At 66.0% G+C, this 16,697-nt stretch carries 17 protein-coding genes; 11 read left to right on the forward strand and 6 right to left on the reverse strand.

Annotated elements, in window-relative coordinates:
• The 4 genes from AC07OQ_RS21860 to AC07OQ_RS21875 form a co-directional block, all read left to right on the forward strand.
• Window positions 1-372, forward strand: a 372-nt coding sequence (locus AC07OQ_RS21860) for an ABC transporter ATP-binding protein (RefSeq protein WP_495055248.1), incomplete at its 5' end; no start/stop codon positions are given.
• A 167-nt stretch (window positions 373-539) separates the two neighbouring features.
• The gene (locus tag AC07OQ_RS21865; RefSeq protein ID WP_495055249.1) at window positions 540-1,685 is read left to right on the forward strand and encodes a branched-chain amino acid ABC transporter substrate-binding protein; all 1,146 of its coding nucleotides are present in this window, start codon (window positions 540-542) and stop codon (window positions 1,683-1,685) included.
• Window positions 1,686-1,846: 161 nt separating this feature from the next.
• Window positions 1,847-2,434, forward strand: a complete 588-nt coding sequence (phaR, locus tag AC07OQ_RS21870; protein ID WP_495055250.1) for a polyhydroxyalkanoate synthesis repressor PhaR — start codon at window positions 1,847-1,849, stop codon at window positions 2,432-2,434.
• Between the two features lie 260 nt (window positions 2,435-2,694).
• Window positions 2,695-3,846: a hypothetical protein gene (locus AC07OQ_RS21875; protein ID WP_495055251.1), complete on the forward strand. Its 1,152-nt coding sequence runs from the start codon at window positions 2,695-2,697 to the stop codon at window positions 3,844-3,846.
• Window positions 3,847-4,067: 221 nt separating this feature from the next.
• Here the strand turns inward: AC07OQ_RS21875 and AC07OQ_RS21880 are convergent, their stop codons facing one another.
• Both AC07OQ_RS21880 and AC07OQ_RS21885 read right to left on the reverse strand, forming a co-directional pair.
• On the reverse strand, window positions 4,068-4,451 hold the full coding sequence (locus tag AC07OQ_RS21880; protein WP_495055252.1) for a hypothetical protein: 384 nt from the start codon (window positions 4,449-4,451) through the stop codon (window positions 4,068-4,070).
• A 103-nt stretch (window positions 4,452-4,554) separates the two neighbouring features.
• Window positions 4,555-4,938, reverse strand: coding sequence for a helix-turn-helix domain-containing protein (locus AC07OQ_RS21885; RefSeq protein ID WP_495055253.1), 384 nt, complete (start codon window positions 4,936-4,938; stop codon window positions 4,555-4,557).
• Window positions 4,939-5,086: 148 nt separating this feature from the next.
• On the opposite strand from AC07OQ_RS21885, the gene rimO reads away from it, so the two are divergent.
• Window positions 5,087-6,487 (forward strand): 30S ribosomal protein S12 methylthiotransferase RimO, encoded by a 1,401-nt coding sequence (gene rimO, locus AC07OQ_RS21890; protein WP_495055254.1) that lies wholly within the window; start codon window positions 5,087-5,089, stop codon window positions 6,485-6,487.
• 160 nt (window positions 6,488-6,647) lie between these two features.
• A complete protein-coding gene (locus AC07OQ_RS21895; RefSeq protein WP_495055255.1) occupies window positions 6,648-7,835 on the forward strand; it encodes a PLP-dependent transferase in 1,188 nt (395 codons plus the stop codon).
• On the opposite strand, the gene AC07OQ_RS21900 is transcribed toward AC07OQ_RS21895, so the two are convergent.
• On the reverse strand, window positions 7,813-8,883 hold the full coding sequence (locus AC07OQ_RS21900; protein WP_495055256.1) for an adenosine deaminase: 1,071 nt from the start codon (window positions 8,881-8,883) through the stop codon (window positions 7,813-7,815). The two genes, AC07OQ_RS21895 and AC07OQ_RS21900, sit on opposite strands and share 23 nt — an antisense overlap.
• Before the next feature lie 146 nt (window positions 8,884-9,029).
• A complete protein-coding gene (smpB, locus tag AC07OQ_RS21905) occupies window positions 9,030-9,491 on the reverse strand; it encodes an SsrA-binding protein SmpB (protein ID WP_495055257.1) in 462 nt (153 codons plus the stop codon).
• A gap of 136 nt (window positions 9,492-9,627) precedes the next feature.
• Between smpB and AC07OQ_RS21910 the strand changes: the two genes are divergently transcribed.
• Window positions 9,628-10,080, forward strand: coding sequence for a type II toxin-antitoxin system RatA family toxin (locus AC07OQ_RS21910; RefSeq protein WP_495055258.1), 453 nt, complete (start codon window positions 9,628-9,630; stop codon window positions 10,078-10,080).
• Entirely contained in the window at window positions 10,067-10,417 is a 351-nt protein-coding gene (locus AC07OQ_RS21915) for an RnfH family protein (protein WP_495055259.1), read from the forward strand. Before AC07OQ_RS21910 ends, AC07OQ_RS21915 begins: the two co-directional genes overlap by 14 nt.
• A 32-nt stretch (window positions 10,418-10,449) precedes the next feature.
• Here the strand turns inward: AC07OQ_RS21915 and AC07OQ_RS21920 are convergent, their stop codons facing one another.
• Window positions 10,450-10,995: a DUF4124 domain-containing protein gene (locus tag AC07OQ_RS21920; protein ID WP_495055260.1), complete on the reverse strand. Its 546-nt coding sequence runs from the start codon at window positions 10,993-10,995 to the stop codon at window positions 10,450-10,452.
• A gap of 139 nt (window positions 10,996-11,134) precedes the next feature.
• Here AC07OQ_RS21920 and guaB point away from each other — a divergent pair, with 139 nt between their 5' ends.
• Genes guaB through guaA form a run of 3 tightly spaced genes read left to right on the forward strand, consistent with a single transcriptional unit; the run spans window position 11,135 to window position 15,540 of the window.
• Window positions 11,135-12,607, forward strand: a complete 1,473-nt coding sequence (gene guaB, locus AC07OQ_RS21925; protein WP_495055261.1) for an IMP dehydrogenase — start codon at window positions 11,135-11,137, stop codon at window positions 12,605-12,607.
• Window positions 12,608-12,619: 12 nt separating this feature from the next.
• Window positions 12,620-13,891: a TCR/Tet family MFS transporter gene (locus AC07OQ_RS21930; RefSeq protein WP_495055262.1), complete on the forward strand. Its 1,272-nt coding sequence runs from the start codon at window positions 12,620-12,622 to the stop codon at window positions 13,889-13,891.
• 14 nt (window positions 13,892-13,905) lie between these two features.
• The gene (gene guaA / locus AC07OQ_RS21935) at window positions 13,906-15,540 is read left to right on the forward strand and encodes a glutamine-hydrolyzing GMP synthase (protein ID WP_495055263.1); all 1,635 of its coding nucleotides are present in this window, start codon (window positions 13,906-13,908) and stop codon (window positions 15,538-15,540) included.
• Between the two features lie 224 nt (window positions 15,541-15,764).
• Here guaA and AC07OQ_RS21940 read toward each other — a convergent pair whose 3' ends face one another.
• The gene (locus tag AC07OQ_RS21940) at window positions 15,765-16,220 is read right to left on the reverse strand and encodes an outer membrane lipoprotein (RefSeq protein WP_495055264.1); all 456 of its coding nucleotides are present in this window, start codon (window positions 16,218-16,220) and stop codon (window positions 15,765-15,767) included.
• Window positions 16,221-16,697: the final 477 nt, after the last annotated feature.

Raw genomic sequence — 16,697 nt, forward strand, 5'->3', positions numbered from 1 at the left:
TCGGACATGGAGCGCATCTTCGCGATCTTCCCGCGCCTGAAGGAGCGCAGGAACCAGCTGGCCGGGACGATGTCGGGGGGCGAGCAGCAGATGCTGGCGATGGGTCGGGCGCTGATGACGAAACCGAAGGTGCTGCTGCTGGACGAGCCCAGCATGGGGCTGAGCCCGATCATGGTGGACAAGATCTTCGAGGTGGTGAACGACATCCACCAGCAGGGCGTGACGGTGCTGCTGGTGGAGCAGAACGCCAGCCGGGCGCTGCAGCTGGCCAACCGCGGCTATGTGATGGAGTCGGGCCTGGTCACGATGACCGGCGAGGGCAAGACCCTGCTCAGCGATCCCAAGGTCCGCGCCGCCTATCTGGGCGAGTGAGCGCCCGCGGCATAGCGGGTGTTGTAGAGGAATGTTGTAGAGAAGAGCGTGAGAGAGCTTGCGGGATTCCGCCTGGCTCGACGAGGGACGACCGCCCGCGCGTCCTGCACCGCCCTCGGGCGGCTCGCCGTTCCGGCATTCATAAAACTGTATCGAGCGACTGATCCATGAAAAAACCTGCATTGAAGACGACGGTCTCCCTGCTGCTGCTGGCCCTGGGCGGCACCGCGATGGCCCAGGATCTGGTGGTCAAGATCGGCCACGTGGGTCCGACCAGCGGCGCCATCGCTCACCTGGGCAAGGACAACGAGCTGGGCGCCCGCATGGCCATCGATGACCTGAACGCCAAGGGCGTCACCATCGGCGGCAAGAAGGCCAAGTTCGAACTGCTGGCCGAAGACGACGCCGGCGATCCGAAGCAGGGCACGGCCGCGGCGCAGAAGCTGGCCGACTCCAAGGTCAACGGCGTGGTGGGCCACCTGAACTCGGGCACCTCGATCCCCGCGTCCAAGGTCTACAGCGATGCCGGCATCCCGCAGATCTCGCCGTCGGCGACCAACCCCAAGTTCACCCGCAACGGCTACAAGACCACCTTCCGCGTGGTGGCCGATGACGTGCATCTGGGCGGCACGCTGGGCAAGTACGCCGTCAGCTCGCTGAAGGGCAAGAACATCGCGGTGATCGACGACCGCACGGCCTACGGCCAGGGCGTGGCCGACGAGTTCGAGAAGGGCGTCAAGGGCGCGGGCGGCAAGGTCGTCGGCCGCGAGTTCACCAACGACAAGGCCACGGACTTCACCGCCATCCTGACCAGCCTGAAGGCCAAGAAGCCCGATGTGGTGTTCTTCGGCGGCATGGACGCGGTGGCCGGCCCGATGCTGCGCCAGATGAAGCAGCTGGGCATCGAGGCCAAGTTCATGGGCGGCGACGGCATCTGCACGGGCGAGCTGCCCAAGCTGGCCGCCGGCACCATGGGCGACGGCCAGGTGGTGTGCGCCGAGGCCGGTGGCGTCGAGGGCGAATCGAAGAAGTCCCTGGACGAGTTCAAGGTCAAGTTCAAGGAAAAGTACAAGGTCGAGGTGCAGATTTACGCGCCCTATGTGTACGACGCCGTGAACGTGATGGCCGCCGCGATGGTCAAGGCCGGCTCCGCCGACCCGGCCAAGTACCTGCCGGTGCTGGCCAAGACCGAAGGCTACAAGGGTGTGACCGGCACGATCGCCTTCGACAACAAGGGCGACATCAAGAACGGCGCGCTGACCTTGTTCACCTACAAGGCCGGTGCCCGCGAGCAGATCGCCGTGGTGCGCTGAGCCCCGTTAGCATCATGCGCCGCAGGGAAACTCAGGCCTGAGTTTCCCTGCGCACAAGCATGGTGCGGCGCAGGGGAAAACCCCTCCGGAGCGCAGGGGGGCGGCTTCTAGAATCGCTCGCAGTTTCTATATATACCGCCTCAGTTCCGAAGGGAGTTTCCATGGCCACTGCCCGCAGCGGCAAGACCAGCAGCAAGACGGCCGAGCATGGCGCGACGGCGCAGCAGACGCCGGCACTGCGCGTGCTGAAGAAATATCCCAACCGCCGCCTCTACGACACCCAGACCAGCAGCTACATCACTCTGGCCGATGTCAAGAAGATGGTGCTGGAAGGCCAGGCCTTCGAGGTGCGTGATGCCAAGACCGGCGAGGACCTGACCCGCTCGATCCTGCTGCAGATCATCCTGGAGGAAGAGACCGGCGGCGTGCCGATGTTCAGCACCTCGGCGCTGGAGCAGATCATCCGCTTCTATGGCCACGCCATGCAGGGCGTGATGGGCGCCTATCTCGAAAAGAACATGCAGACCTTCACCGATCTGCAGAGCAAGTTTGCCGAGCAGAGCAAGGGCCTGGCCTTCAGCCCCGAGCTCTGGACCCAGTTCATGACGGCGCAGGCGCCGGTGATGCAGGGCCTGATGGGCGGCTACATGGAGCAGAGCAAGACCCTGTTCGAGCAGATGCAGGAGCAGATGAAGAATGCCGGCGCGCTGTTCCCCGGCATGCCGGGCTTCCCGACCAAGAAGCCCTGATATAGCGGCCCGGCGGGCGCGCTGCGCCCGGCATGAGGGACAATCGACGGATGAGTGAATCCTCCGTCCTGAGCCCGGCCCAGCCTCAAGCGCCCGGCGCGGCTCCCAAGATCGGCTTCGTCAGCCTCGGCTGCCCCAACGACACCAGATCTAATTTTTGAGCATCCAATGAACGCCGTTCCGTAGATTGGAATGGTCTCGCTGGGCTGCCTGTAGATCAACGCATTGCGCGGATTCAGCGGTGTGGCGAGAGATCGTAGATGACTAGTCAGGCTGAGATCGATGAAGGCGATAGATACCTTGACTGGTTCTTTGGTGACTTGGGGGGTGTGCTTACACCTGACAAAGGTGCTTTGCAGGAGCCCTTTCTATCGTTCATTGAACGTGGGCGACGACTTTGCGAGCGAGCTTCCAAGCGGCTGCATAACCCCTTCTACATTCACTTCGGCTTCATTGCCAATCGAGATGTGCAAGCTCATGCGGGCCAGATCGGCAATGCAGTTGCCATCAACGCTGGGTTGTCCGTCGCGATAGGGCACACCTTGGATCGCATGCTTTGCGAGCCAACGATTTTTCCTGGTGTTGGTCGCCCCGAGCTTGAAACCAAGCGTGGCCCTTACCAAATCATCCGCGGCGCCATTGATGAAGACCTCGACCCGCCGACAATGCCGAACTGCCTCGTCAGGCGGCACTTCTCTGATTTGCTTTCAAGAGCTGTCTTCGATTTTGTCGCGTTCCATGAGATCGCGCACATCACTTGCAATCACCTTGTGTTAGACCCTAATTCCACTGCGGCTGCCAAGGACGGAGTGATCAGTGAAGTTCGCGACGAGGCTAGGCAGGGAGGTGTGCGCTCCCAATGTTTGGAGATGCAAGCTGATAGCTTGGCCATAATTAGCGCACTGGAGCTTGCTGACAGTGCTGTGGTGAACTTTCAGGGCGGCAGGGTTCATAGTGCGCACGCGCCAATCGAGTGGAAATTAGCTCAAGCTGCGGCATATGGCGATTTCCATCGTGGACTCTACACCGTCATGTTCGCAGTCTTCGTTTTTTTTGATTTGCTTGATCGTGCAAGGCAAAAGAGTGGCGATCTATCGCTCGGGACGCACCCGCCTCCGTCAATACGCTCGCAAGCAGTGGCTGGTATAGCTGCTGAAACCATTTGGCGCGTTCCGCACTTCAAGCTGACGTCAGACGAGGCTGTTCGTCTGGTTGCATTGCCGCTTAGAGGCGCAGCCCACGCGGTAAGTTGCTGCACCTCAGGAGCCGACCAGTTCCTCACACTCGCGGACGATCCGGCGGCAGAGGAATTCTTCAAATCGCTCGACAAGCATGCTCAAGAATGGAGCGAAGATCTGTGGAAAGCGAGCCTGCTCAGTGAGCAGTACCGATGGCCCTCGCGCCCAGCGTGAGAAGGTTGCCTGTGCGGCCTAAGCTTCTGCGAGTTGAATGCAGGATCTGACAAGGGTGAGAGCCTTCGTGCCCAGCTTCAGTTCGCCGCGAAGAGCTACGACGATGTGCACGTCGATACCCGAGGTTAGTTCTCGACATCCGCTGCCGCGCTGATCCTCTATCTGACGAACCGCCCTCACTACGTGGCGCAGCGCCGACTTCGCTTCGACGGCTGGAAATACTAAAGATCGAGATTGGTTGTCTGCGCGTCTCGCCTGACAAGCCGAGCACATGATCGAACCAGGTCGATGGTGCACCTCTGCTGCTCAACATTCAAAGCACGGAAGACACGCAGCAGCTCTTTCTCGTGTGCGGTTTCGGCGATCAAACTCTCCACTGGGGTAGGTATCGGATCAGGGCTCCCGCTTCCTGTTCTTACCCAGTCAAGGTTGACTAGGCCCTGCGGGATAGCGTTCAAGATCCTGTCGGTGAATTCCGAGCGCTTGCTGTCCCGCCTCATCATTGCGTTGATAGAGGCGACCGGGACGCCCGTCGCTCTTGCGACCTCGGGGGCTGACATGCCAGCGAGGTTGAGTGCTGTTTCGATGCGCTTGCCCAGGTTCATGTACGCCTCCCCGACGACTTTTGTTGTATGACGGGCGGGAGGATAACAACTGTGCCTAGAGCGATACCAAATGCTCGGTGTCGTCGCGGCCAAGCGACGCTTGTTACTTGGCCTTGTTAAAAGGGTCGCTCAGAAGAATCTTTGCGAACACGAGTAGGCTGGCCCTCGCCTGCGTATTCATTCGGTAGAACATGCTGACAAGCGCTTCCTCGTCTTTGTCCGTTATCGAGCAAGGGGCCGCCGGGAGGCCTGCACCATCCATGATGAACCTAGGCTCGCAGGAAAGCACTCTGGCAAGGGCGAGCAGCGTCCGCGCACTTGGTCGCCGCTTATCCGCAACTATGTTGGAGATCGCAGATTGGGACAGTCCAGCACAGCTCGCGGCTTGCGCTTGGGTCATTTCACGAATGACCAATAGCCACCCGATTCTTGCGCCTATGGACATCTGACCGAACCCGTCCGACGCTGGCACTTGACCTCGCCTCATCCCGTATCTCCCTTGTCGGCAGTCTAGGCGAGCGGTCGGGCCAGACGGGGTAGTTCAGAGGCAAGTCAGTGATAGTGCCTTGGGTTGTCATCACAGTTGAAATAGAATCCAGGGCTTTGGTGCTCGGTGGCACGTAGGAAATAGTTAAATGGAATCAAATACTTATAGCGCCCCGGTGCCGCCAAAAGTTCCCAAAGTTGCGTTCTGCAGCCTCGGCTGCCCCAAGGCCCTGACCGACTCCGAACTGATCCTGACCCAGCTGCGCGCCGAAGGCTACGAGACCTCGAAGACCTTTGCCGGCGCGGACCTGGTGATCGTCAACACCTGCGGCTTCATCGACGATGCGGTCAAGGAGAGCCTGGATACCATCGGCGAGGCTCTGGCCGAGAACGGCAAGGTGATCGTGACCGGCTGCCTGGGCGCCAAGGCCGGTGCGAGCAGCGCCGACGCCGGCAGCCTGGTGCGCGAGATCCATCCCAGCGTGCTGGCCGTCACCGGCCCGCATGCCACGCAGGAGGTGATGGATGCGGTGCACACCCATGTGCCAAAGCCGCATGACCCCTTCATCGATCTGGTGCCGGCCCAGGGGATCAAGCTGACGCCCAAGCACTACGCCTACCTGAAGATCAGCGAGGGCTGCAACCACCGCTGCTCGTTCTGCATCATCCCCAGCATGCGCGGCGATCTGGTGTCGCGCCCGATCGGCGATGTGCTGAACGAGGCGCGCGCGCTGTTCGAGTCCGGCGTCAAGGAGTTGTTGGTGATCAGCCAGGACACCAGCGCCTATGGCGTCGATCTCAAGTACCGCATGGGCTTCTGGGACGGCAAGCCGGTCAAGACCAAGCTGTTCGACCTGGTGGCGCAGCTGGGCGAGCTGGCCAAGCAGCATGGCGCCTGGGTGCGCCTGCACTATGTCTACCCCTATCCGCATGTGGACGAGATCCTGCCGCTGATGGCCCAAGGCCTGGTGCTGCCCTATCTGGACGTGCCGCTGCAGCATGCGCATCCCGATGTGCTCAAGCGCATGAAGCGCCCGGCCAATGGCGAGAAGAACATGGAGCGCATCGCGCGCTGGCGCGAGATCTGTCCCGAGATCGTGATCCGCTCGACCTTCATCGCCGGCTTCCCCGGCGAGACCGAAGGAGAGTTCCAGTACCTGCTGGACTTCATGCAGGAGGCGCGCATCGACCGCGCCGGCTGCTTCGCCTACTCGCCGGTGGAAGGCGCCACCGCCAACGAACTGGCCGGCGCGCTGCCCGAGGCGGTGCGCGAGGAGCGCCGCGCGCGCTTCATGGAGGTGGCCGAGCGCGTCTCGGCCGACAAGCTGCGCTCGCGCATCGGCGCCACGATGCAGGTGCTGGTCGATTCCGCGCCGGCCCTGGGCCGCAAGGGCGGGGTGGGGCGCTCCTATGCCGACGCGCCGGAGATCGACGGCATCGTGCGCCTGCTGCCGCCCGAGAAGGCCAGCAAGACCCTCAAGGTGGGCGAATTCACCCGGGCGCGCATCGTGGCGGCCGAGGGGCATGACCTGATCGCCCTGCCGATCTGATGGCTGTGAACCACCCCCTACGCGCTTCGCGCGCCCCCTCAGGGGGGCAGCGCCGGCCGCCCGGCAAAGCCGGATCGGCGGCGCTCGCTGGGTGAAACGGGCTGCTGCGCGGGGCAGGGTATTGCTCCGGAGAATGAATGATCCCTGGACGGAATAGGCTTTGAGCAAGACACAACGCGCGATCTCCACCGAACAGATCCATCACCCCTACCGGGCCCCCGAAGGCTGGGACGCGATTCCCGTGGGCGTCTACAAGGCCTCGACGGTGCTGTTCAAGAACACCGCCGACCTGCACCGGCCGCGCGCCCGCGACGGCCTGTGCTACCGCTACGGCCTGCACGGCACGCCCACCAGCTACACGCTGGCCGCCCGCATCGCCAGCCTGGAGGGCGGCACGCATTGCCTGCTGGCGCCCAGCGGCCTGGCGGCGGTGACCCTGGTCTCGATGGCCCTGCTGCGGCCCGGCGACGAGGTGCTGGTGCCGGACAATGTCTACGGCCAGAACCGCTACCTGACCGAGTCCTGGCTGCCGCAGTTCGGCATCACGCACAAGCTCTACGACCCGCTGGACGCGGCCGGCTTTGCCGCCCTGCTCAGCGACAAGACCAAGCTGGTGTGGCTGGAGGCGGCCGGCTCGATCACCCTGGAGTTCCCCGACCTGCCGGGCCTGATCGCGGCCTGCCGGGCGCGCGGCGTCACGACGGCGCTGGACAACACCTGGGGGGCCGGCGTGGCCTTCAAGGCCTTCGAGCTGGGCATCGACATCTCGATGCAGGCGCTGACCAAATACGCCTCGGGCGGGGCCGATGTGCTGATGGGCTCGGTCTGCACCCGCGATGCGCGCCTGCACGACCGGCTCAACCATGCGCATGAGCACCTGGGCTACGGCCTGGGCCAGAACGATGTGGAGATGGTGCTGCGCGGCCTGCCCAGCCTGGAGCTGCGCTATCGCGCCCAGGACGCGACGACGCGTGCGCTGGCGCAGTGGATGAACGAGCGCCCCGAGCTGGCCCGGGTGCTGCATCCGGCGCTTCCCGGATCGCCGGGGCACGAGCATTGGCGGGCGCTGGGTGCGGACGGCGCGGCCTGCCTGTTCACGGCCGTGTTCAAGCCCGAGTACGGCGCGGCCGAGGTCGATGCCTTCGTCGACGCGCTGCAGCTGTTCGGCATCGGCTATTCCTGGGCCGGGCCGATGAGCCTGGCCGTGCCCTACGACATGAGCCGCAGCCGCAAGCTGGCGCTGCTCTTCGAGGCCGGCGTGCCGGTGCGCTTCGCAATCGGGCTGGAGGCCGAGGCCGACCTGCGCGCCGACCTGGAGCAGGCCTTCAGCGCGCTGCGTCCGCGTTGACGCCGAGGAACACCCGGTCCAGCTCGGCGATCCAGCCGGCCTGCTCGGCCGGGCTGGCGAAGCTGGCCTCGAAGCCGTTGCGCAACAGGGTGTAGGCCGCGCTCGCGTCGAGCTCGGGCAGGGCCTCGAAACATTGGCGCAGGTTCTCGCCGAGATAGCCGCCGAAGTAGGCCGGGTCGTCCGAGTTCAGCATCACCTTCAGGCCCTGGCGCAGCAGCTCGGGCAGCGGGTGCTCGGCCAGCGTCGGCACCACGCGGAGCTTGAGGTTGGACAGCGGGCAGACCGTCAGCGGCACGGCGCGCCGGCGCAGCTCGGCCACCAGGGCCGGGTCCTCCAGGCAGCGCACGCCATGGTCGATGCGCTCGGCGCCCAGCGCGTTCAGCGCGCCCCAGATATAGGCCGGCGGGCCTTCCTCGCCGGCATGGGCCACGCTGCGCAGCCCCAGTTCGCGCGCCTTGGCGAAGACGCGGGCGAACTTCTCCGGCGGGTGGCCGCGCTCGCTGCTGTCCAGCCCCACGCCCAGCAGCCGGGCGCGGTAGGGGCGCAGCGCCTCCAGCGTGTCCAGCGCGCCCTCCTCGCTCAGATGGCGCAGGAAGCAGGGGATCAAGGCGACGCTCAGGCCCAGCTCGCGCCGCGCCCGCGCGATCGCGGCCTCCAGCCCGGCCATCACGGCGGCCAGCGGCACGCCGCGCGCCATATGGGTCTGCGGGTCGAAGAAGATCTCGGCGCGGCGGATGCGGTCGGCCGCCGCGCGTTCGAAGTAGGCATAGGCCATGTCCTCGAAATCCTGGGCCGTCAGCAGCACGCCGGCGCCGGCGTAGTAGAGATCGAGAAAACTCTGCAGGTCGGTGAAGGCGTAGGCGCGGCGCAGCGCCGCCACGTCGGCATGGGGCAGGGCCACGCCGTTGCGCTCGGCCAGCGCGAACATCAGCTCGGGCTCCAGCGTGCCTTCGATATGCAGGTGCAACTCGGCCTTGGGCGCGGCGGCCAGCAGGGCGGGCAGGGCCGCGCGCGGGATGGCGGCGAGAGGGAGCGGGCTGCTGGGCATGGTGGCGCTCCGTCCGCAGAGTGGCTTCGATGATAGCGCCGGTCCGACGGGGCCCGGCTGCGGGCTCAGCCCTTTCGGGTTCGACGCGACCTGGTGTCGCATCAGTCGGCCTCTTTGGCGAAAAGGCCAATGAGCCGCTGCGCGTCTCAGGCCTTGCGGCCTGTTGCTGCATGCCGCATCAACTGTCCTTTTTCCCGCTCCCAGTCGCGCTGCTTCTCGGTCTCGCGCTTGTCGTGCTGGGCCTTGCCCTTGGCCAGCGCGATGTCGGCCTTCACCAGGCCGCCCTTGTAATGCAGGTTCAGCGGCACCAGGGTGAAGCCGCGCTGCTCGACCTTGCCGACCAGACGCTTGATCTCGTCCTTCTTCATCAGCAGCTTCTTGGTGCGGTCGGCCTGCGGGTTCACATGGGTGGAGGCGCTGCGCAAGGCATTGATGCGGCAGCCGATCAGGAACAGCTCGCCGTTCTTGATCATCACGTAGCCGTCGGTCAGCTGCACCTGGCCGGCGCGGATCGCCTTGATCTCCCAGCCTTCCAGCACCACGCCGGCCTCGAACTGTTCGTCGATATGGTATTCGAAGCGGGCGCGGCGATTTTCGGCGATGGGCATGAGGATGGATTTGAGGGCAACAGTGCCCAATACAATCCCGGCATTGTAAGAAGCCATGAGCGCCCCAGGCGGCGGCAAGTGCCCGCCGCCACCGCCCCGATGGGGTGGTTCACCTGGGGCGGCCCGGCCTTGACCCATGAAACACGTTAGGAAGTCCGTCCTGCTCTGGTATTCGCCGCACGAGATGTACCAGTTGGTGACCGGCATTGCCCAGTATCCCGAGTTCCTGCCCTGGTGCGAGAGGTCGGAGCTGCTGGAGCAGCGCGAGGACGGCGTGACCGCCCGGCTGTCGCTGGCCTATGCCGGCGTCCACCATGCCTTCACGACGCGCAACACCCATGAGCCCGACCGCAGGGTGCTGATGACCCTGGTGGATGGGCCGTTCTCGCTGCTGGACGGCGTCTGGCAGTTCCTGCCGCTGCACAAGCCGGGCTTGGACGAGCAGGCCTGCAAGATCGAGTTCGAGCTGCGCTACGCTTTTTCCAGCCGTGCACTGGAGGCCGTGGTCAGCCCGGTGTTCGACCGCATCGCCAACACCTTCGTCGACCGCTTCGTGCAGCGCGCCGAGGTCGTCTATGGCCCCCGCTGAGGCCCCGGTCGCGCCGCTGCGGGTCGAGCTGGTCTGGAGCCCCTGTGCCGGCGATGTGCGGCATTGCTGGCTGAGCGTGGCGCCGGGCAGCACCCTGGAGCAGGCGCTGCGCGCCTGCGCCGAGTTCGCCGAGCAGTTGCCGCGCCTGGCCGAGCTGAAGATCGGGATCTGGGGCCGGATCCGGCCGCTGGACACGCCGCTGCGCGAGCGCGACCGTATCGAGGTCTACCGGCCGCTGACCGTCGACCCCAAGGAGGCGCGGCGCCAGCGCTACCGCGCCGCGGGCGAGCGCATCGTCTCGCGGCACCGGCCGCTGGCCGGAAAGGTCGGTCGCTAAGGGATCAAGGACCGCCGCCGGGTCGCCGTCGCTCAGCCGGCCCGGCACTCGCTGGCCATGATGGCGCGCGCGCGCTGCATTTCCTCGGCGCGCTGGCTGTCGTCCAGGAAGACCGTCTCGCCATTGTCGTTGCGGCGCGTCACGCGCCTGCCGTCCTCCAATGTGCGCAGAAGGCTGGTGGCCCGCTTGCAGTTCTCGGCACGCTGCTCGGCGATGCGCTTTTCCTCATCCTTCTGCTTCTTGGCCTGCTGCTCCTGTTCGAGTTTCAGCTTGGCCTGCTGCTCCTGCTCGGCCTTGCTGGGCGCGGCCGGGCCCTTTGCCGGCGCCGAGGCCGGGGCCGGGGCCGGGGCGCTGGGCGCCTGGCCATAGGGGCTGATCACCACCGCCGGGCGCTGGCCGGACGGGCGCTGCAGCACGTCCTTCTCGGGCGTGCCCTGCGGCGGGGGCAGGTCGCTGTATTGGATCTTGCCGGCCGCGTCGCGCCATTTCCACTGGGCCTGGGCCGCACCGACCAGACACAGCATCAGGGCTGCGGCACACAGGCGGAGCAGGGGGGAGGGGCGGGTGAGCTTGGGCATCGAAGAGCCTCGCGAGGTGGACCTCAAAAGTGTAGCCGGCGGCCCGGTGACAAGTTGTGTGGGGCGTGCCCTAATCCACGCGCCAGGCCGCCGCGCCGCGGCTTCCGTATAATGCCGCTTTGCGTCTGGAGCTTCCCTCATGCGCCTGCTTGGTAAAGCGCTCACCTTCGACGATGTGTTGCTGGTGCCCGCCTTCTCCCAGGTGTTGCCTCGCGACACCAGCCTTGCCACCCAACTGACCCGCAACATCCGGCTGAACCTGCCCCTGGTTTCGGCCGCGATGGACACCGTCACCGAAGCGCGTCTGGCCATCGCCATCGCCCAGGAGGGCGGCATGGGCATCGTGCACAAGAACCTGACGCCGGCCCAGCAGGCCGCCGAGGTGGCGCGCGTGAAGCGCTATGAATCCGGTCTGCTGCGCGACCCGATCACCATTTCCCCCGAGACCACGGTGCGCCAGGTGAAGAGCCTGAGCGAACAGCATGGCATCTCCGGCTTCCCGGTGCTGCTGGGCAAGAAGGTGGTGGGCATCGTCACCGGCCGCGACCTGCGTTTTGAGACCCGCAACGACGCGCCGGTCAGCGAGATCATGACCCCGGCCGAGCGCCTGATCACCGTCAGGGAAGGCGCCTCGCTGGACGAGGGCAAGGCCCTGATGCACAAGCACAAGCTGGAGCGCGTGCTGGTGGTCAACGAGGCCTTCGAGCTGCGCGGCCTGATGACCGTCAAGGACATCACCAAGCAGACCAACTTCCCGAACGCCGCGCGCGACGCCCATGGCAAGCTGCGCGTCGGCGCCGCGGTCGGCGTGGGCGAGGGCACCGAGGAGCGCGTCGAGCTGCTGGTGCGCGCCGGTGTCGACGCCATCGTCGTCGACACCGCCCACGGCCACAGCGCCGGCGTGATCGAGCGCGTGCGCTGGGTCAAGAAGAACTATCCGCAGATCGACGTGATCGGCGGCAATATCGCCACCGGCGCGGCGGCGCTGGCCCTGGTCGAGGCGGGTGCGGACGGCGTCAAGGTCGGCATCGGCCCCGGTTCGATCTGCACCACCCGCATCGTCGCCGGCGTCGGCGTGCCGCAGATCACCGCGATCGACTATGTGGCCACGGCGCTGAAGGGCACCGGCGTGCCGCTGATCGGCGACGGCGGCATCCGCTACTCGGGCGACATCTCCAAGGCCATCGCCGCGGGCGCCAGCGCCGTGATGATGGGCGGCATGTTCGCCGGCACCGAGGAAGCCCCGGGCGAGGTGATCCTGTACCAGGGCCGCAGCTACAAGAGCTACCGCGGCATGGGCTCGATCGGCGCGATGAAGGCCGGTTCGGCCGACCGCTACTTCCAGGAAAACGACGAAACCACGAATCCGAACGCCGACAAGCTGGTGCCGGAAGGCATCGAGGGCCGCGTGCCCTACAAGGGTTCGATGGTCGCGATCGTCTACCAGATGGCCGGCGGTCTGCGCGCGTCGATGGGCTATTGCGGCTGCGCCAGCATCGCCGAGATGCACGAGCGCGCCGAGTTCGTCGAGATCACCTCGGCGGGCATCCGCGAAAGCCATGTGCATGATGTGCAGATCACCAAGGAAGCGCCCAACTACCGCCTGGAGTGAGGGAGCAAGCTCTTGACTGATCCGGTGTCCACCACCGACCTCCCGACGAAGCATGGCGGCCGCAAGGCCGCCATGTCTTTCATCCTGGTCGCGGTGCTGATCGACATGATCTCGATCGGCCTCATCATCCCGGTGCTGCCGCCGCTGGTGGGCACCTTCGCCAGCTCGCCGACCGAGCACACGCTGGCCTATCTGGCCGTCACCTTCGCCTTCGGCATCGCCAACTTCTTTGGCGCGCCCATCCTCGGCGCGCTGTCGGACCGCTTCGGGCGCCGTCCGGTGCTGCTGATCGGCTTCTCGGGCCTGGCGCTGAGTTTCCTGGTCACGGCCTCGGCCACGGCCCTGTGGATGCTGGTGGCGGTGCGCCTGCTGTCCGGCGCGATGCAGGCCAATGCCTCGGTGGCCAATGCCTATGTGGCCGACATCACGGCGCCGGAGGACCGGGCCAAGCGCTTCGGCATGCTGGGTGCGGCCTTCGGCATGGGCTTCATCCTGGGGCCGGTGATGGGCGGCCTGCTGGGCGACATCGACCTGCACCTGCCCTTCTACGTGGCCGGCGGCCTGGCGCTGGTGAACTGGGCCTACGGCTATTTCGTGCTGCCCGAATCGCTGGCGCCGGAGCACCGCCGCGCCTTCGAGTGGCGCAGCGCCAATCCGGTCGGCGCGCTGCGCAGGCTGACGGCGCTGAAGGGCGTGGGCTCCCTGGTCTTCGTGATCGCGCTCTCGGGCCTGGCGCAGCTGGTGCTGCAGACCAGCTGGGTGCTCTACACCGGCTTCAAGTTCGGCTGGGGGCCCAAGGACAACGGCCTGTCGCTGTTCGCGGTGGGCGTGATGTCGGTGCTGGTGCAGGGCTTCCTGCTGCCGCGCCTCTTGAAGGTCTTCAGCGCGCAGCGCCTGGTGGTGCTGGGCCTGGCCTCCAGCGTGATCACGAACTTCGTCTGGGGCGCGGCCACCGCGGGCTGGATGATGTATGCGGTGATCGTCTTCAACGTGCTGGGCTTCGCCGCCACCACGGCGATGCAGAGCCTGATCTCCAACGCGGCCGACGCCAAGACCCAGGGCCAGACCATGGGGGCCGTCTCCTCGCTGAACAGCGTGATGGCGGTGCTGGCACCGGTGCTGGGCACGGGCCTGATGTACTTCGTGGCCGAGCTGCCCAAGGGCGACTGGCGCATCGGCGCGCCGTTCTATTTCTGCGCTTTGCTGCAGCTGACTTCTCTGTTCTTCGCCTGGCGGCATTTCAGCCGGCAGGACAACCCGGCGCCCTTGGCCCGGGCCTCTTGAATGGGTCATCCATCATGCAACACGACAAAGTCCTGATTCTCGATTTCGGCTCCCAGGTGACGCAGCTGATCGCGCGCCGCGTGCGCGAGGCCCATGTCTACTGCGAGATCCACCCGAATGATGTGTCGGATGCCTTCATCCGCGAATTCGCGCCCAAGGCCATCATCCTCTCGGGCAGCCATGCCTCGACCTACGAGGATCACGAGCTGCGCGCGCCGCAGGCGGTGTGGGACCTGGGCGTGCCGGTCTTGGGCATCTGCTACGGCATGCAGACCATGGCCGTGCAACTGGGCGGCAAGGTCGAATGGAGCGACCATCGCGAGTTCGGCTATGCCGAGGTGCGTGCCCATGGCCATACCGCGCTGCTGAAGGACATCGCCGACTTCACGACGGCCGAGGGCCACGGCATGCTGAAGGTCTGGATGAGCCATGGCGACAAGGTCACGGCCCTGCCGGAGGGCTTCAAGCTGCTGGCCTCGACACCCAGCTGCCCGATCGCCGGCATGGCCAATGAGGCCAAGGGCTACTACGCCGTCCAGTTCCACCCCGAGGTGACGCATACCCTGCAGGGCCAGGCGATGCTGACCCGCTTCGTGCGGGAGATCGCCGGCTGCAAGGGCGACTGGATCATGGGCGACTACATCGAGGAAGCCGTCCAGAAGATCCGCGAGCAGGTGGGCGACGAGGAGGTGATCCTGGGCCTGTCCGGCGGCGTCGATTCCAGCGTGGCCGCCGCGCTGATTCACCGCGCGATCGGCGACCAACTGACGTGCGTGTTCGTCGATCACGGCCTGCTGCGCCTGAACGAGGGCGACATGGTGATGGACATGTTCGCCGGCAAGCTGCACGCGCGGGTCATCCGCGTCGATGCCAGCGAGCTGTTCCTGGGCCAGCTGGCCGGCGTGACCGACCCCGAGAAGAAGCGCAAGATCATCGGCGGCCTGTTCGTCGACGTGTTCAAGGCCGAGGCCGGGAAGCTCAAGGCGAGCGGCCAAGGCAAGGCAGGGATTGACGGCCGACCGGCCGTCAAGGGCGCGACCTTCCTGGCCCAGGGCACGATCTACCCCGACGTGGTCGAGAGCGGCGGCACCAAGACCAAGAAGGCCACGACGATCAAGAGCCACCACAATGTCGGCGGCCTGCCCGAGCAGCTGGGCCTGAAGCTCCTGGAGCCGCTGCGCGAGCTGTTCAAGGACGAGGTGCGCGAGCTGGGCGTGGCCCTGGGCCTGCCGCCCGAGATGGTCTACCGCCACCCGTTCCCGGGCCCGGGCCTGGGCGTGCGCATCCTCGGCGAGGTCAGGAAGGACTACGCCGACCTGCTGCGCCGCGCCGATGCGATCTTCATCGAGGAACTGCGCAACACCCGCGACGAGGCCACGGGCAAGACCTGGTACGAACTGACCAGCCAGGCCTTCACGGTCTTCCTGCCGGTCAAGAGCGTCGGCGTGATGGGCGACGGCCGCACCTACGACTACGTCGTCGCGCTGCGCGCCGTGCAGACCAGCGACTTCATGACCGCCGACTGGGCCGAGCTGCCCTACAGTCTCCTGAAGCGCACCTCGGGCCGCATCATCAACGAGGTGCGCGGCATCAACCGCGTGACCTACGACGTGTCGAGCAAGCCGCCGGCGACGATCGAGTGGGAATGAACCAAGATCGTCCCGCACCGGCTCAAGTTGTCCTAGAAACTGCCAATAACCTCTTGTAAATCAAGGGCTTGTCGTTTCGGAACGTCTCAGGACGTTCCAGAGGCGGGCGGCACGGCCGCCCGCTACTCCTCACTTGAGGGTGGGCTCGGCTTGGGCCTTGCGGGACGAAGCAGCCTCCTGCCGGAGCGACGACCTGCGCGCCGCCGCAGCCGTCCGATCACGGCTCACACGCGATAGAGCTGGCCGTTCTCGACCATCACGCGATCGCCGACTCGCAGGTCGTCGATGCGCTGAAAGTTGTACAGGGCGATCGAGCCGCTATCCAGGCGCACGCTGACGCGATACACATCGTCGGCGCCCTTGTTGCGCTTCTCGACGTTGTTGCCGATCACCGCGCCGCCGACCGCGCCTAGGCCCGTCGCGGCTGCACGCCCGGTACCGCTGCCGATCTGGTTGCCCACGACGGCGCCGAGCACCGCGCCCAGCACGGCGCCGCCGCCTGACGTGGCGCTGGCGACTGGGACGACCTCGATGCCGGTCACGTTCCCGTACTGGGCATAGTGGCCGGCGACGGATGGTGCCACCGCTACCGGTTCGCTGCGCCGCGGGCCCGACGAGCAGGCCGTTACGAGCGCGAGCGCTGACAGTGAACACACGAGGGTGGTTTGACGGATGGACATGGTGATACCTCTCGAGCTGGGAGCACCCGGGCCGGGTGCATGACTGCAGTCTCTATCGCCACCATGGCGGCGCGCATCGGCGCAACCCGCTGACGCGGTTAAGCCGGTGTGCCGATCGCCTGTAGGGGGGCGCCTACGCCGCCCGGTCGAGCCCCAGGCGCGCCTCGGCTCGAGGCATCGAACTGCGGACCGCGGCGGCGGACCGACTGAAACCCCGCGCACAGGTGGTCAAGAAGCGCATCGCAAGTACCCGATCGACCGGCGGCGGGCTGACTCCCCTGGCGCGGGAAACGCGCGGGGGGAGGGCACGCCTTTCAATCACTACGGCTGCTGCAGGACCGCCAAAGATCCCCGGGGCGTTCTCGCTCGGGTTGACGATCGAGTGGGAATGACACCATTGCCAGCGCCGCCAAAACCGGCAATGCTTGAGACCGCGTGAGCGACCGGCCAGGGAGGCCATGAAACGATAGCTGTTGC

The sequence above is a fragment of the Roseateles sp. GW821-FHT09B06 genome (genome assembly GCF_059418245.1).

Excerpts from the sequence above, each read along its gene's own strand:
- AC07OQ_RS21875 (WP_495055251.1), top strand. The coding sequence starts at position 2,695 with ATGACTAGTCAGGCTGAGATCGATGAAGGCGATAGATACCTTGACTGG.
- AC07OQ_RS21880 (WP_495055252.1), bottom strand. The coding sequence starts at position 4,451 with ATGAACCTGGGCAAGCGCATCGAAACAGCACTCAACCTCGCTGGCATG.
- AC07OQ_RS21865 (WP_495055249.1), top strand. The coding sequence starts at position 540 with ATGAAAAAACCTGCATTGAAGACGACGGTCTCCCTGCTGCTGCTGGCC.
- AC07OQ_RS21910 (WP_495055258.1), top strand. The coding sequence starts at position 9,628 with ATGAAACACGTTAGGAAGTCCGTCCTGCTCTGGTATTCGCCGCACGAG.
- guaA (WP_495055263.1), top strand. The coding sequence starts at position 13,906 with ATGCAACACGACAAAGTCCTGATTCTCGATTTCGGCTCCCAGGTGACG.
- AC07OQ_RS21940 (WP_495055264.1), bottom strand. The coding sequence starts at position 16,220 with ATGTCCATCCGTCAAACCACCCTCGTGTGTTCACTGTCAGCGCTCGCG.
- AC07OQ_RS21915 (WP_495055259.1), top strand. The coding sequence starts at position 10,067 with ATGGCCCCCGCTGAGGCCCCGGTCGCGCCGCTGCGGGTCGAGCTGGTC.
- AC07OQ_RS21920 (WP_495055260.1), bottom strand. The coding sequence starts at position 10,995 with ATGCCCAAGCTCACCCGCCCCTCCCCCCTGCTCCGCCTGTGTGCCGCA.
- AC07OQ_RS21900 (WP_495055256.1), bottom strand. The coding sequence starts at position 8,883 with ATGCCCAGCAGCCCGCTCCCTCTCGCCGCCATCCCGCGCGCGGCCCTG.
- guaB (WP_495055261.1), top strand. The coding sequence starts at position 11,135 with ATGCGCCTGCTTGGTAAAGCGCTCACCTTCGACGATGTGTTGCTGGTG.
- smpB (WP_495055257.1), bottom strand. The coding sequence starts at position 9,491 with ATGCCCATCGCCGAAAATCGCCGCGCCCGCTTCGAATACCATATCGAC.
- AC07OQ_RS21885 (WP_495055253.1), bottom strand. The coding sequence starts at position 4,938 with ATGAGGCGAGGTCAAGTGCCAGCGTCGGACGGGTTCGGTCAGATGTCC.
- rimO (WP_495055254.1), top strand. The coding sequence starts at position 5,087 with ATGGAATCAAATACTTATAGCGCCCCGGTGCCGCCAAAAGTTCCCAAA.
- phaR (WP_495055250.1), top strand. The coding sequence starts at position 1,847 with ATGGCCACTGCCCGCAGCGGCAAGACCAGCAGCAAGACGGCCGAGCAT.